Source organism: Candidatus Accumulibacter sp. ACC003, assembly GCF_907163085.1.
In the GTDB taxonomy this organism is placed as follows: domain Bacteria; phylum Pseudomonadota; class Gammaproteobacteria; order Burkholderiales; family Rhodocyclaceae; genus Accumulibacter.
This window is the reverse complement of the sequence record NZ_CAJQTX010000011.1, coordinates 21,423-34,997: the sequence shown is the minus strand read 5'-3', so window position 1 is coordinate 34,997 and position 13,575 is coordinate 21,423. Positions and strand designations below refer to the sequence as shown.

The 13,575-nt window shown below is 64.3% G+C and carries 14 protein-coding genes; 7 read left to right on the top strand and 7 right to left on the bottom strand.

The window, feature by feature from the left end; genetic code table 11:
* Nucleotides 1-163: 163 nt before the first annotated feature.
* The 7 genes from QZ656_RS22010 to QZ656_RS21980 form a co-directional block, all read right to left on the bottom strand.
* A complete protein-coding gene (locus QZ656_RS22010) occupies nucleotides 164-751 on the bottom strand; it encodes a GNAT family N-acetyltransferase (RefSeq protein ID WP_291995415.1) in 588 nt (195 codons plus the stop codon).
* 70 nt (nucleotides 752-821) lie between these two features.
* Complete coding sequence (locus QZ656_RS22005; protein WP_291995414.1) at nucleotides 822-1,292, bottom strand: YbaK/EbsC family protein; 471 nt, start codon at nucleotides 1,290-1,292, stop codon at nucleotides 822-824.
* Nucleotides 1,293-1,304: 12 nt separating this feature from the next.
* Nucleotides 1,305-2,429 (bottom strand): PAS-domain containing protein, encoded by a 1,125-nt coding sequence (locus QZ656_RS22000; RefSeq protein WP_291995413.1) that lies wholly within the window; start codon nucleotides 2,427-2,429, stop codon nucleotides 1,305-1,307.
* Nucleotides 2,430-2,648: 219 nt separating this feature from the next.
* Nucleotides 2,649-3,506, bottom strand: coding sequence for an amino acid ABC transporter substrate-binding protein (locus tag QZ656_RS21995; protein ID WP_291995412.1), 858 nt, complete (start codon nucleotides 3,504-3,506; stop codon nucleotides 2,649-2,651).
* A 166-nt stretch (nucleotides 3,507-3,672) separates the two neighbouring features.
* Complete coding sequence (locus QZ656_RS21990) at nucleotides 3,673-4,314, bottom strand: hypothetical protein (RefSeq protein WP_291995411.1); 642 nt, start codon at nucleotides 4,312-4,314, stop codon at nucleotides 3,673-3,675.
* Nucleotides 4,315-4,403: 89 nt separating this feature from the next.
* Nucleotides 4,404-5,240: a PA4780 family RIO1-like protein kinase gene (locus QZ656_RS21985; protein ID WP_291995410.1), complete on the bottom strand. Its 837-nt coding sequence runs from the start codon at nucleotides 5,238-5,240 to the stop codon at nucleotides 4,404-4,406.
* Between the two features lie 512 nt (nucleotides 5,241-5,752).
* Nucleotides 5,753-6,163: a universal stress protein gene (locus tag QZ656_RS21980; RefSeq protein ID WP_291995409.1), complete on the bottom strand. Its 411-nt coding sequence runs from the start codon at nucleotides 6,161-6,163 to the stop codon at nucleotides 5,753-5,755.
* A 351-nt stretch (nucleotides 6,164-6,514) separates the two neighbouring features.
* Here QZ656_RS21980 and QZ656_RS21975 point away from each other — a divergent pair, with 351 nt between their 5' ends.
* From QZ656_RS21975 to QZ656_RS21945, 7 genes are all read left to right on the top strand, one after another.
* Nucleotides 6,515-6,772 (top strand): hypothetical protein, encoded by a 258-nt coding sequence (locus QZ656_RS21975; RefSeq protein WP_291995408.1) that lies wholly within the window; start codon nucleotides 6,515-6,517, stop codon nucleotides 6,770-6,772.
* 38 nt (nucleotides 6,773-6,810) lie between these two features.
* Nucleotides 6,811-7,719, top strand: coding sequence for a DUF4338 domain-containing protein (locus QZ656_RS21970; RefSeq protein WP_291992915.1), 909 nt, complete (start codon nucleotides 6,811-6,813; stop codon nucleotides 7,717-7,719).
* The gene (locus QZ656_RS21965) at nucleotides 7,716-9,236 is read left to right on the top strand and encodes a transposase family protein (RefSeq protein WP_291991619.1); all 1,521 of its coding nucleotides are present in this window, start codon (nucleotides 7,716-7,718) and stop codon (nucleotides 9,234-9,236) included. Before QZ656_RS21970 ends, QZ656_RS21965 begins: the two co-directional genes overlap by 4 nt.
* Nucleotides 9,237-9,594: 358 nt before the next feature.
* Nucleotides 9,595-9,789 carry a YjfB family protein gene (locus tag QZ656_RS21960; protein WP_291995407.1) on the top strand — a complete coding sequence of 65 codons (195 nt, stop codon included), beginning with the start codon at nucleotides 9,595-9,597 and terminating at the stop codon, nucleotides 9,787-9,789.
* A 535-nt stretch (nucleotides 9,790-10,324) separates the two neighbouring features.
* Nucleotides 10,325-12,082: a glycosyltransferase family 39 protein gene (locus QZ656_RS21955; RefSeq protein ID WP_291995406.1), complete on the top strand. Its 1,758-nt coding sequence runs from the start codon at nucleotides 10,325-10,327 to the stop codon at nucleotides 12,080-12,082.
* Entirely contained in the window at nucleotides 12,079-12,450 is a 372-nt protein-coding gene (locus tag QZ656_RS21950; RefSeq protein ID WP_291995405.1) for an SMR family transporter, read from the top strand. Before QZ656_RS21955 ends, QZ656_RS21950 begins: the two co-directional genes overlap by 4 nt.
* Complete coding sequence (locus tag QZ656_RS21945) at nucleotides 12,447-13,574, top strand: DegT/DnrJ/EryC1/StrS aminotransferase family protein (RefSeq protein ID WP_291995404.1); 1,128 nt, start codon at nucleotides 12,447-12,449, stop codon at nucleotides 13,572-13,574. Before QZ656_RS21950 ends, QZ656_RS21945 begins: the two co-directional genes overlap by 4 nt.
* Nucleotide 13,575: the final 1 nt, after the last annotated feature.

Genomic DNA, 13,575 nt, shown 5'->3' with positions numbered 1-13,575 from the left:
CCACGAAGGTATGCTCCGTGCCGGGTTTTCAGATCACCCGCTAGGGCGTCAATGGCCGCCGGAGACTTGTGCCTGCCGGCGATCGTACTGCACAGCGGCCAATTCTGAATTCTGCCTTCCCCGATGAAGCCGCTGCTGTTTGTGGTGGCCTGCTGCGGCGCGGCTATTTCCGCAAGACTTTGCGAACGAAGCCTCGCCAGCGGGTCGACGCCGCGTCGGGAAGCTGGCGAACGATCTGCACCACACCGTCGCCCTGCTCGCCGTCGGCCAGCGCAAAGTGTAGCGAACGCGCCAGCTGCAACATCGCTCGGTTGTCGGCGAGGACGTCGCCACGCATCGTCCGCAGACCGCGCAGCGACGCCTCGCGAACGAGCGCCTTCAACAGCCGCCGGCCGATTCCCTGACCTTGCCACGCGTCGCCGATGAGCAGCGAAAAGCTGCACTCGGCTTGCTCGTCGTCTTCGACGAAACGACCGCCGGCGATCGGAACCTCGCCTTCGCCTTCGCCCTCGCCCTCGCCGGCGCGCCGGACGACGACCAACACGTACTCTTTTTCCAGGTCGACGACGACCAGTCGGCGCACGGCGGCGTCGGAAAACTCGGCGATCGAGCCAAAAAAGCGGTTGCGCCTGGCCTTGGCCGACAAGGTATTCAAGGACTGCTTGACGCCTGCTTCGTCGTCCGGCCGCATTGGCCGCATTTCAAGCCAGCTACCGTCTGCGGCCTGCCAGCGGTCAATGGTGTCGTTCATTGCTGCAAGCCTATCAGGGAAGGTGGCGAGAATCAGGCGTCGACTTTTGTCGCGGCGCGGCGCAGCGTCTTCAGCAAGCGGGCAACTGACAGACATCGACCCACTCGCCGTCGGTCACGGCGAGCAACTGTGCCGGGCTGATCCGTACGGCGGTGTGGATCGCGCCGGCGGCGGGCAGGACCTCGTCGAAATCCTGCAGCGATGTATCGAGATAGATCGGCAGTGGCTGCGCCAGACCGAAGGGGCAAACGCCACCGATCGGATGCCCGGTCAGCTCGACGACCTCTTCCGGCGGCGACATTTTTCCCTTGCCGAAGACCGCCTTGAACTTGCGGTTGTCGATGCGCGCGTCGCCGCGTGCGACGAGGATGACGACGCGCGCATCGGCCAGGCGAAAAGCGAGCGTCTTGGCGATCCGGCCGGGCTCGACGCCGTGCGCCTCGGCGGCCAGCGCGACGGTCGCCGTGCTGACCGCCAGTTCGATGATCGGCATCTCGAGATCGCGGGCAGCAAAGAAGTCACGTACCGATTGCAGGCTCATTGCGGTCAACTCTCAGGCGCTGTAGGGGACGGTGAAGCTGAAACTTGCGCCGTCGGGCGGCGTGCTGTCGACCCAGATGCGGCCACCGAGATGGTCGACGATACGCCGGCAAATCGCCAGCCCGAGGCCGCTGCCAGGCGGCCGACTGCCGCTGGCGCTGAGCACCTGGCGAAATTCCTCGAAGACCTCGCCGTGTTTCTCCGCGGCGATTCCCGGACCGTTGTCGACCACCGAAAACCGGACTTCGTTGCCATCGCCGGCGAGGCGAACGGACACGCGACCGACGTTCTCGGGAGCGAATTTCAAAGCGTTCGCCAGCAGGTTGATGAGCACCTGCGTCAGTCGATCGTGGTCGCCGACGATCCGCAGCGGCTGCGCTGGCAGCGTCAGTTCGAGCGCGACGCGCTTGTCGGCGAAAACCGGCGTCATCGACGTCACTGCCGACTGCACGAGCTCGGCCGCGTCGAGGTCGGCGATGCACCAATCCATACGACCGGCGTCGATCTTGGCAAAGTCGAGCAGGTCATTGATCATGCGCACCAGCCGCAGGCATTCGCTGTTGATGATGCCGAGAAATTGCTGGCGTTGCGCGGCGTCGATGGCCGCGTCGTCGCCGAGAATCTCGGCGAACGAGCGGATCGACGTCAGCGGTGTGCGCAGATCGTGGGTGACCATGTTGAGGAACGCCGACTTCGCGTGGTTGGCCTCTTCGGCTTTGTGCTTTGCCGCTTGCAGGCTTTCTTCCCAGGTCTTGCGCTCGGTGACGTCGCTGTAGGTGGTGACGAAGCCGCCGCCCGGTAGCGGCGTGCCACGAATTTCGAGCACCGTGCCGTTCGGTCGCACGCGCTCGAAGCAATGCGGCTCGGCCTTGCTCGCCAGCGCGATGCGCTCCTTGACGAGTTGCTCGATGTCACCGGCACCGTAATCGCCACGCTCGGCGTTGAAGCGGAAGAAATCGCCGAGCGGCCGGCCGATCGTCCCCAACTCGGTGGGAAAGTCGAGCAAGTCGAGAAATTGCCGGTTGCACGCCACCAGGCGCAGTTCGCCGTCGAAAAGGCTGAAACCCTGCGCCAGATATTCGAGTCCGCTGACGATCAAATCGACCTGACTCTCCTCGACAGCATTGCACGACGACATCGGTGAGTTCCTCCCGGGCCGGCAGCGGCGGCCCCATTTGATGGTCAACGACTCTCGCCGGCTGCTGCCGGCGAGGGCCGGTCAGCCGGCGCTTGCACGCCGGCATCGTTCGACCGCCAGGGAGCATGCTCCCTAAATTCGCCGCCGCACTTCCCGGCCCTCCTGCCGCAGCGACGAGAAGGGTCCCTGGTGGGTCGCGGAGGCGGCTTTTACAGTGACTTACTCGGGCAGGCCGTTGAGCAGGACCATCACCGCCAGCGCGTCACCCGGCTTGCCGAGCGCACCAAACCAGTGCTGCATGATCGGTCCGATCTCGCCGCTGCGATACAACTGCGCCAGCGTCCGATCGGTGGCCAATCGCAGATCCGCGTCGCGACGCATCATCAGGCCATAGGGCTCGTAGCTGAACTGATTGTCGGCGAGGGCGTAGGACTTGCCATCGCCGCTTAGCAGCGCGGTGGTGATCAATACCGTGCGATCGGCCGCATAGGCCATGGCCTTTTTGTCCTGCAGCGCCGCCAGTGCCTCCTTGTGGCCCGTGACCTTGAGCAGCCGCAGGTCGAGCTTGTCGGCCGCCGACAGCTTGTCCATCGTCGCCTCGGTGGTCGTCCCGGCGACGACGACCACGGTCTTGCCCTTGAGGTCTTCGCTCGACTTCGGATTATCGCCGCTGCGGAAGAGCAGGCTGGCGCCATCGACAAAAGTCATCAGGCTGAAGTCGAAGTCCGCACGACGCGACAGCGTCTGCGTGCTGTTGCCGCACTCAATATCGATCTCGCCCTTTTTCAAGGCATCGAAGCGACTCTGCGCGCTCACCGCTACCCACGTCACTTCCAGTTTCGCGATGCCCAATTGCCGGGCGATGTCCCTGGCGACCAGCGTGCACAGGTCAACGCTGTAGCCCTGCGGCTTCTTGTCGTCGGAGAGGAAGGAAAACGGCGGCGAGTTCTCGCGGTAGCCGAGCTTGATCGTCGACGTCTGCTTGATTTTGGCCAAGGTCGACTCCTCGGCTACCGCCGGGATCGAAACGAGAAACGAGGCGGCAACGCCGGCAGCGATGAGGGTACGGAAAATCATTTTCAGTCCTTTGCTAGATGGCCAATTCGACCGTTCAAAAAGCATCAAAAAAATCAGGATACGAGACGCTTGCAGCGCTCATCAGAGGGTTCAAGGTCAGGAAAGCGCCGGCAATGATGGCAGCGAAACGACCGCCCGCAGGGGGCTCGGAATCACCGACGAGCATTCAGCCGCCAATAAAGCCCTGCTTCTGCAATTCGCTGTCAATGAGGCGCGTGACCTCCTTGACCAGTTGCTGGCGGGAATCGGGATTCACCGATGAAGTGGTCATTGTCCACAGCATCTTGCCGCCGGGGATTTCGTAGAGAATCGTTTCAATCAGATACTTCGAATGCTGATAGGTGTAACCCGACAAGGGGTAGCCGGAGGTGTTGGCATAAGCGGCGTAGGCGTAGAAAGAACCATCGGGACCGATCGCCTGCGGCGCCAGAAGGCTCTGCGGCGCCAGATACACCTGTTGCTTGTCGACCGAGAGCAGCCGGGCGGTCAGGGCGCCGTCGAATCCTTGCCGTTCGAGACGCGCGCTGATCATTTCCCGGTTTTTTTCGTTGATCTCCTTCGGATCCGGAAACACCGTGTAGCTCGGCACCCCCAGAGTCGCCTTGGGAAACGACGCCGCCACACGATCCTCGAGCACGCGCCGGCTGGCATCGTCGTCGGCCACGACGTAAACCACGACCTTCTTGAAGGGCGCAGCGCGATCGCCCGGGTCGCGCCATTCCGAGACCACCGACGTCGAAACACAGCCGCCAAGCAGGGCGGTGAAGATCACTGCAAGCAGCATGCCACGGAGCGAATTCAAGGTCATGAGGGGTTCCCGGAATGAGGCGAAGTACCAAAAAGTATAGTCGAAGGCCGCTGCCGGCGGGATTCGTCGAACGCGCCCGGCGATTGGATTTACCGGCACATGCGCCGTATTTCATCTTCCTTGATGGCCAGCTCAACGTGTTGCAGGACGTCGTCGACGTCGGCCAAACGTTCGTCGACTTCGACACGCCCGGTCAAATCGACGTCTGGCGTCAGCGAGCCATTTTCATAGTGCGCCCAGATTTCCTTGCCGAACTGGCTGTCGGTCAGCGACGGCGCGAAAGTGCTGAAGTAACTGCGCAGATTGCGCACGTCGCGTTCGAGCATTTCGGCAGCGTTGCTGTTGCCCGCCGCGTCTACGGCTTGTGGCAGGTCGATGATCACCGGTCCGCTGCCGCCGACGAGGATGTTGTACTCCGAAAGGTCACCGTGGATGACGCCGGCGCAAAGCATGCGCACGACCTGCCTGACCAGCATGGCGTGAAACTCCAGCGCCAGTTCTTCGCTGAGTTCGACATCGTTGAGCCGCGGTGCCGGAGAACCTTCGGCGTCGACCACCAGATCCATCAGCAACACGCCCTGGTAGCAAAGATGCGGCTGCGGCACACACACACCGGCAGCGGCCAGCCGATACAGGGCATCGACCTCGGCGTTCTGCCAGACCTCTTCCTGCATCTTGCGCCCGTAGCGGCTGCCTTTCTCCATGGCACGCGCCTGCCGGCTGTTTTTTACCTTACGGCCTTCCTGATACGAGGCATTCTTGCGGAAGCTGCGTTGATTGGCGTCCTTGTAGACCTTGGCGCAACGAATCTCGTCGCCGCAGCGAACGACATAGACGGTGGCCTCCTTGCCGCTCATCAGTTGGCCAATCACCTCGTCAACGAGGCCTTCTTCAACGAGTGCTGCGAGTCTTGTTGGGGTTTTCATGGGGTGTTTTCGTTTTCTCCTTGCCGTTGCAGTCGCCTTTGCGACCGGTGAATGAGGGAATCTGAGGGGTTCTACAGAGGGTCCAGGAAGGCTTTGCATGGCGCCGCAGGCCTCCGAGCGCGCGCTGCGTCGGGGCAGTCAGCGAAAGCGGTGGAATGAGCGTCGGCAGGCACGCATCGTGCCGAATTCCGCCGGTCCCGGCCAGTGGCCGACACGGTGACGCGATCGAAGACGCCGCTGCTCGAGCGCCCGGATTACGGTTGGCGGCCGACTTGTGCCGGCAGCGGCGCGTTGACCGCCAGAACCCCGTCGTAAGCCTGCGGATGTCGGCGCGGTGCCGAAATCAGCGCCGCCCGAGCCCCGATCAGTGTGAGCCGTGTGCGCATCGCGGTGAAAGGCAAGCGCAGGAACTTGCGCGCCCGCAAGAGCAAGACAGCAAACCGGGCTCCCGACTCCAGTAGCTCGCGAGCCGCCTAGCGAGTTCCACTGTCGACGCCAAGCGAAAAACAGTTCTAGCGAACGACCAGTACGGAACAGTTAGCGTGTCGCACGACCTTGGCCGCCGTCGAGCCGAGAAAATAATCCTGAAAGCCGGGTCGATGTGAGGCGATGAGGATCAAATCGACCTTCTTCTTCTTGGCTACCTCGAGAATGGTATCGTAGGAATGGCCGATTCTTACCTCGACCTCCATCTCCATGCCGCTGGCTTTGGCTATCGCTTTCAGTTCCGCTTTCGTCGCTTTGACTGATTTATCGAGCAGACCTTCCGGCAGGTCAACCGCTGCCCAGTTCGGAATGTCGTCCACCACATTCAGCAAAATGACCTTCGCGCCCTGCGCACCGTAGCTTGCGGCAAGATTGACGTTGGCCTTGCCTTTGGCGACGTGCGCCATGTCGATGGGTACCAGGATAGTCTTGTACATGTTGATATTCCTCTGCTTTTCGGCCTGAATGAACCTGCGAACGAACTAGCAAACTGACGCTATCGGCAAGTATCACCGAGGCAACCGCCACAGTCAATCGCCGATTCAGGCGATGAAAGTGTCAGGAAACCGTCGGCCAGCCTGCCCTGTCGCTCTTGGCACAGCCTGCAGCCCGAAGAGCGACTGCCGGCACGAGTCACCCAAGGACGAGCGGTCGCAGGCCTCGATCTCTCGGCGACCCGTACCGAGCAAGCGATACGCGGATCGAATTCGTACGCCGACAGTGGATCGGGCTGCGGTTTCGCTTCGCCCGTGGCGGCATCGAGCATCTCCCCCGCCCAGACCATGACCATGACTCGCGCCGATCATGGCACGCCCAACAAGCTCGCGGAATGGAACTTCGCGCGCTTCCGCCGTTTCCAGATCGGCCAGATCGACAAGCTTGCTCCGAAGTACCTCGACAAAGACGCCAGCGTTGCCGGGTGGCCATGGAAGACAGCGCTGAAGCATGACTGCGCCAGCCCAGTACTGGCAAGGCGTTGCGGTGGGCAGGCAAAAAAGGTTTCGCACAAGGGAGCTAGACAGCCGGGGGGACTTCTGGCAGGATAGGTGGAGGGTCATTGGTCCACGTTTCAGCCGGAGGTATCGTGGTGGTTGCAACGAGCGAAGAGGAGTGGGTGCACTGCGGTCGCGTATTCAGCGCCGCGGAGATCGCCGAGGTGTGCGGGACGGTGGCGTGGCTGCCGGGATTGGCGCGCAAGGAGTTGGCGGCGACGGTCTGCGAGCACCTGGGGTGGACCACTCTGACAGGGACGGCGAAGATCAGCGCCTGCCTGGAGTTTCTGGAGCGTTTGCAGGCGGCCGGGCTGCTGACACTGCCGGCGATAAGGCCGTCGTCAGCACGCCGTTGCGCGCCGCCCGCGGCACCCGTAGATACGGTCACCGGGGAGCTTCCCGTGCACTGCGCCCTGTCGGCACTCGCACCGGTCTGCCTGGAAGTCGTTCGCGACGCGGCGTTGGTGGCGCAGTGGGATGCGCTGGTGGCGCGCTGGCACCCACTGGGTTTCCAGGGGGCCTTCGGCTACCGCCTGCGCTACTTCATCACGGCGGGCGACCGGCGGCTCGGCAGCGTCCTGCTGGCCGGCGCTGCCCGCGCGGTCGCCGTGCGCGACCGCTGGATCGGCTGGACGGCCCAGGCCCGCCGCGAGAACCTGGCGCGGGTGGTGAACAACAGCCGCTTCCTGATCTTTCCCCACGTCCGGGTGCCGCATCTGGCCAGTCATGTGCTCGGACAACTCGCGCGCCGCGCACGCGCGGACTGGCTCGATCACTGGGGCTTCGAGCCCCTGTTGCTGGAGACTTTCGTCGATCCTCGTCACTATACCGGCACCTGTTACCGCGCGGCCGGTTGGCAGTTGCTCGGGGCAACCAGCGGGCGCGGGCTGGCCCGCCCCGGCCAGTCGTATCGCAGCACGCCCCGCCAGGTGTGGCTCAAACCGCTGAGCGCCGATTGTCGCGACCGGCTGTGTGCCGCCCCTGGGAGCTCCCGGCCATGAGCAAACCCTGCCGTCGCCCGACACGCGCTGCCCTCAAGGAGCTGCGCTCAGAGAAGAAACGGCAGGAAAAGGCACTGAACGCGAAACGGCGCGCGAGTGGACAAGTCCTCCACTCCCCCACTTCTCTGCCCAACCGATGCTCAGCCTTCGCGACCGTCGGCGAGGAAAGGGAGGCCCGCGAGGACGCCGTGAGCAAAAAGACGCGTCTCCTGCGCAAAGAGCTACCCGCCTTGCTCGAGCAACTGGAACAAATTCCCGACCCGAGAGACCCCAGGAAGCGCCGCCACAAGCTGACCGCGCTGCTGCTTTACGGTCTGCTGATGTTCGTCTTTCAGTTCTCCTCTCGGCGCGAGACCAACCGCGAAATATCCCGTCCCCAGTTCATGGCCAACCTCCACCTGCTGTTCCCGGAGATCGAGACCCTGCCACACGCCGACACCCTGTTTCGGCTGCTGCGCGACATCGACCTTGACCACCTTGAGCAGGCCCACGTCGATCTGGTGAAGCGGCTGATCCGCGGCAAGAGCTTCCGCCGCTATCTGATCAACCACTGCTACCCCATCGCCATCGACGGCTCGCAGAAGGTCGCCGGCGACACCCTCTGGGCGGAGGAACTCCTCCAGCGCACCGTCGGCAAGGAGGAAACCCGCCACACCCAGTACTTCGTCTACGTCCTCGAGGCCAGCCTGGCTTTCCACAACGGCCTGGTCGTCCCACTGCTCAGCGAGTTCCTCGAACACGCGCTGGGCGATACCGAAGCGCAAAAGCAGGACTGCGAGCTGCGCGGCTTTGTGCGCTTGAGCGACCGGCTCAAGACGCTGTTCCCCCGCCTGCCGATCCTGCTCCTGCTCGACGGCCTTTACGCCAACGGGCCGGTGATGCAGCGCTGCTTGCGCGCCCACTGGCAGTTCATGATCGTGCTTAAGGACAAGGATTTGTCCACGGTCTGGCAGGAGTTCCGCGCACTCCACGCCCTGAAGCCACAAGCCGTGCAGCGCGCTTGGGGAAGGCGCCGACAACACTTCAGCTGGGTCAACGACATCGACTACGCCTTCGCGGCCAACGGGCGTCAGCGTCTCAAGCTGAACCTGGTGGTCTGTGAGGAAAGCTGGGAAAAGATCGATGAACAGGCCAGGACCGTCACCGAAACATCGCGCCACGCCTGGCTCTCCAGCCAACCGCTCAGACAAGACAATGTCCATGAGCGCTGCAACCTCGGTGCCCGCCACCGTTGGGGCATCGAAGCGGGCTTCCTCGTCGAAAAACATCAGGGCTACCACTACGAGCATGCCTTTGCCCTCGACTGGAATGCCATGAAAGGCTATCACCTCCTCATGCGCCTGGCGCATGTGTTCAATACCCTGGCACGTTTCACCCGGCAGTTACGCAACCTGTATCAAGAACTCGGTGTGCGCGGCGCCATCGCCTTCATCCGTAATTCCTGTGCTGCGCCCTGGCTTGACCCAGCACGCCTGCGTCTGCTTCTCGCCGAACCGTTCCTGCTGCAACTCGAATAACCTTGCCCAGGCCTGCCCAACACATCTTCCCAAGCGCGGCGCACCCCGCGCCGGGAAAGGCTCGCCTGGCGATCGTAACGGAGCTCCCTCGACCTCTCCTGTCCCACTGACTGAACACCAAACCCCCGCGCCGCAAGCGCTCCCTTGCCGCTAGCCAACCCCCATCTGGCCGCCTCGGCGGCGAAAGTGGGCGTAACCGGCAAGTGCTGTCGATTCGGGGAGGTCATGCGTCAGGGCTGCATGGAAGACAGTCCCATTGACTGTTTGCATTCGCTCCGTCACCATGACCAACGTCGCCTGCCGCAGAGACCGCCGCAGAGACAGGTTCCGGAAGACCAATCACAGGAGGCTCGTGAGAATGGAAATATCAGCCATTGCCGCTGCGGCGACCGAGATGAACCAGATCAGGACCAGCGACACGGTGCAGACAGCCGTGCTGAAGAAGACCCTGGATATTCAGTCACAACACGCTTCGCAACTGATCGAGGCGGCTGCCAACGTGATCCCCAACAACCCACCAAACCTGGGCAATCGCGTCGATACCGTCGCCTAGTACAGCACCAATAGGGCCCGCCTGATCGGCCAGCAGCGCCCGGCGGCAAGGGTTGCCGTTTTGGCGCCCTCGCCCGCCCCCGCGCCGACGCGAGTTCGCTGAGCCGCGGGCCGCAAGGCCGCCGCCGGCCAGGGCAAGCAGGGGCTCGTCACCAGCGCTGTTCAGCCCGCTTTCCCTGCCGCCTTATCGCGCAACCTTATCGCGCCACCTTATCGCCGCCGATTCCAGGCAGCCGGGCAGGCGCTTGTCGCGGCGCGTAGTGCCGGCCGGAAAAGCCCAGACGATTGCCCTGACACGGCCGATCGCCGGACCGGCGCTACCGGTGCGCGCGGATGCGCCGTCGCCTGCCGCGCTCAGGAGTGGCCCCGGCGAGCGTGTATAATGCCGCCCGATACACCGAACGCAGCACTTCTTCCCCTCGCCTCGCACAACACAAGCCCTTCCCCGATGAACCTTCGCCTCACCAGCGGCTGCGGCTGCAGTTACCGCGCCGCGCCCGGCGAAGCCCAGACGCGACCAGCGTGCTGAACGGCGGATGAGCAGAGCGCTGATCCTGATCGTCTGGATCGCCTTTACCGCGGTCTGGTTCGGTACGCTCGGGCAGCGCGCGCTGGTTCGCCCCGACGAAGGCCGTTACGCCGAAATCCCGCGCGAAATGCTGGTCAGCGGCGATTGGCTGACGCCACGGCTCAACGACTTCAAGTACTTCGAAAAACCGGCGCTGCAGTACTGGGCGACGGCAAGCGGCTACCAGCTCTTTGGGATCAGCGAATGGACCGCCAGGCTGTGGCCGGCGCTGACGGGTTTCCTGAGCGTCGTCCTCGCCTGGTGGACCGGACGACGGCTGTGGGGAGCGCCGGCCGGACACCTGGCAGCGGCGATCCTCGGCAGCTCGCTGCTGTTCGTCGTTCTCGGCCACCTGATCACCCTCGACATGGGCTTGTCGTTTTTCCTGCAGGTGGCGTGGACCGGTTTTCTCTTCGCGCAGCAGGGTGAGCGCGACGCCAGCCGCCGCTGGATGCTGCTGGCCTGGACCGGACTGGCGCTGGCGGTGCTCTCCAAGGGCCTGGTGGCGCTGGTGCTGGTCGGCGCCGCGCTGCTCGGCTACACCTTGCTCAACCGCGACGTGTCGCCGTGGCGGCGGCTCGCACCCTTAAGCGGACTGGCCTTGTTCCTGGCGATCACGGCGCCGTGGTTCGTCGCCGTTTCGCTGGCCAACCCCGAGTTTCCGCAATTTTTCTTCATCCACGAACACGTCGATCGCTTCCTGACCGAAGTGCACCGCCGCGACGAGCCGGGCTGGTATTTCCTCGCCGTCTATGCGCTCGGCGCGCTGCCGTGGACGCTGCTGCTGGTGCACGCGCTGGTCAGGTCCTGGGGCCGCAAGGTCGCCGGCGGCTTCAATCCCGAGCGTTTTCTGCTGCTGTGGATCGTCGCCACCTTCGCATTCTTCAGCGTTTCGAGTTCGAAGATGGCGCCTTACATCGTGCCGGTCTTCCCGGCGCTGGCGCTGCTTGGCGGTCGCCAGATCGCCAGGCTGTCGCGACGCGCCTGGCTGCTTCATCTCGGCGTGCTGGCGATCGTCGCGCTCGCCGCGCTGGCGATGGCGCCGCGCGTACTGAGCCTGGCTGGCGAGTCGTACTCGCTGGAAATGCTGCAGGGCGTCCTCAAGTGGCTGCTCGCCGCCGCCGCGCTGGCGCTGGCGAGCATCGTCCTGGCCGGCTTGCTGGTCTGGAAACGGCGCAACGCCGCGGCGGCGGCGCTGCTGGCCATCGGCGGTTGCCTGAGCACCAGCGCCGCGCTGCTCGGCCACGAGCACGTGTCGACCTACAGCTCGGCCAAGAGCCTGGCGGCGCAGGCGCTGCCGCGCCTGAAGCCCGGCCTGCCCTTCTATAGCGTGCTCTATTACGAGCAAACGCTGCCCTTCTATCTCGGCCGTACGCTGACCATGGTCCAGAACGAGAACGAGCTGTCGTTCGGCATCGAGCAGGAGCCCGAAAAATGGATTGCCACCGTCGCCGAGTTCGAGCGCCGCTGGTACCAGCACCCGGAGGCCTACGCGGTGATGACCATCGACGTCTTCGAGCGGCTGCTGGCCGGCGGTCTGCCGATGACCGAAATCGCCCGCGACCGGCGCTACGTTCTCACCGAAAAGCCCGCCGGTGCAGCCGCACCGGCGACCGACACCAAGGGCGACTGTCCAGGTGTACCGGCCATACCCGGCGCACCATCGCCTTCCTTGAATGGCCCCGCCAGCGGCGCGGCCTGTACCGGAGATGCAAAACCCAAATGACTCCTATCGCCTTCGCCCTGGTCCTCACCGGGGTGCTGCTCAACGCCGCCGCGCAGCTGCTGCTCAAAGCCGGCACCAACGCCATCGGCCACTTCGACTTTTCACTCGCCAACGTCGTGCCGATTGGCATCAAGATCGCCGGGCAGCCGCCGATCATCGGCGGCCTGGCGTGCTACGCGATCAGCGTCGTGGTGTGGATCATGGCGCTGTCGCGCGTGCCGGTGAGCATTGCCTACCCGATGCTGTCGATCGGCTACGTGGTCAACGCGCTGATCGCCCACTACTGGTTCGGCGAGCTACTGGTGCTGCAGAAGATGCTCGGCATCGGCTTCATTATCGTCGGCGTCGTCCTGGTGGCCAACTCATGATCGCGCCGCCGCTGCTGCCGATCACCCGGCCGACGATCGACGAGGAAACGATCGCCGCGGTCTGCGAGGTGCTGCGCTCGGGCTGGATCACCAGTGGCCCGCAGGTGCAGGCTTTCGAAGCGGCGCTCTCCGAGCTCTGCGGCGGCCGCCCGGTGCGCGCCTTCAACTCCGGAACGGCGACGCTCGAAGTCGCTCTGCGCCTGGCCGGCGTCGGTGCCGGCGACGAGGTGATCACGACGCCGCTGACCTGGGTGGCGACGGCCAACGTGATCCTCGAAGTCGGCGCCACACCGGTGCTGGTCGACATCGACCCGAGAACACGCAACATCGACCTGGCGGCGATCGAAGCGACGATCACGCCGCGCAGCAAAGTGCTGCTGCCGGTCGACCTGGCCGGCGTGCCGGTGGACCGCGACCAGCTTTATGCCATCGCCGGACGCCACCAGCTGCGCGTCGTCGAAGACGCCGCGCAATCGATCGGCGCGTCGTGGAACGGCCAGCCGATCGGCGTTGGCGGCGACTTTGTCTCGTTCAGCTTCCACGCCAACAAGAACGTCACCAGTTGCGAGGGCGGCGCGCTGGTACTGCCGGCCGATATCGACCCGGCGCTCTGCGAGCGACTGCGCCTGCAGGGCGTCAGGCGCTTCGCCGACGGCGGCATGGACGTCGACGTCCTCGGCGGCAAGTTCAACCTCACCGACGTCGCCGCCGCGGTCGGTCTCGGCCAGCTCAAGCGCCTGCAGGAATTTACCGCTCGCCGCCGCGCGCTGGCGCGCCTGTACTTTGAGCACCTCGATCGGGTGCTGTGCCTGCAAATGGGCCTGGAGTTGCCGCCAGCCGAATTCGAGAACGGCAACTGGCACATGTTCCAGGCGCTGCTGCCAGCCGACAGAGACCGCGGCGAGTTCATTGCCGCGATGCGCGAGATGGGCATCGCCGTCGGCGTCCATTACCCGGCGCTGCACCTGTTTACGCTCTACCGCGAGCTCGGCTTCCACGACGGGCAGTTCCCGCACGCCGAGAGCGTTGGCGCGAGAACCGTGACCCTGCCGCTTTTCCCAACCATGAGCGACGCCGACGTCGACCGCGTGTGCACCGCGCTGACGATCGTCCTCAGGTCTTGAG

What these genes read in the sequence shown, in the direction of transcription:
- QZ656_RS21965 (WP_291991619.1), top strand. Translation starts at nt 7,716, where the DNA reads ATGAGCAAACCCTGCCGTCGCCCGACACGCGCTGCCCTCAAGGAGCTG.
- QZ656_RS21980 (WP_291995409.1), bottom strand. Translation starts at nt 6,163, where the DNA reads ATGTACAAGACTATCCTGGTACCCATCGACATGGCGCACGTCGCCAAA.
- QZ656_RS21950 (WP_291995405.1), top strand. Translation starts at nt 12,079, where the DNA reads ATGACTCCTATCGCCTTCGCCCTGGTCCTCACCGGGGTGCTGCTCAAC.
- QZ656_RS21955 (WP_291995406.1), top strand. Translation starts at nt 10,325, where the DNA reads ATGAGCAGAGCGCTGATCCTGATCGTCTGGATCGCCTTTACCGCGGTC.
- QZ656_RS21995 (WP_291995412.1), bottom strand. Translation starts at nt 3,506, where the DNA reads ATGATTTTCCGTACCCTCATCGCTGCCGGCGTTGCCGCCTCGTTTCTC.
- QZ656_RS21960 (WP_291995407.1), top strand. Translation starts at nt 9,595, where the DNA reads ATGGAAATATCAGCCATTGCCGCTGCGGCGACCGAGATGAACCAGATC.
- QZ656_RS21990 (WP_291995411.1), bottom strand. Translation starts at nt 4,314, where the DNA reads ATGACCTTGAATTCGCTCCGTGGCATGCTGCTTGCAGTGATCTTCACC.
- QZ656_RS21985 (WP_291995410.1), bottom strand. Translation starts at nt 5,240, where the DNA reads ATGAAAACCCCAACAAGACTCGCAGCACTCGTTGAAGAAGGCCTCGTT.
- QZ656_RS22000 (WP_291995413.1), bottom strand. Translation starts at nt 2,429, where the DNA reads ATGTCGTCGTGCAATGCTGTCGAGGAGAGTCAGGTCGATTTGATCGTC.
- QZ656_RS21945 (WP_291995404.1), top strand. Translation starts at nt 12,447, where the DNA reads ATGATCGCGCCGCCGCTGCTGCCGATCACCCGGCCGACGATCGACGAG.
- QZ656_RS21975 (WP_291995408.1), top strand. Translation starts at nt 6,515, where the DNA reads ATGACTCGCGCCGATCATGGCACGCCCAACAAGCTCGCGGAATGGAAC.
- QZ656_RS22005 (WP_291995414.1), bottom strand. Translation starts at nt 1,292, where the DNA reads ATGAGCCTGCAATCGGTACGTGACTTCTTTGCTGCCCGCGATCTCGAG.
- QZ656_RS22010 (WP_291995415.1), bottom strand. Translation starts at nt 751, where the DNA reads ATGAACGACACCATTGACCGCTGGCAGGCCGCAGACGGTAGCTGGCTT.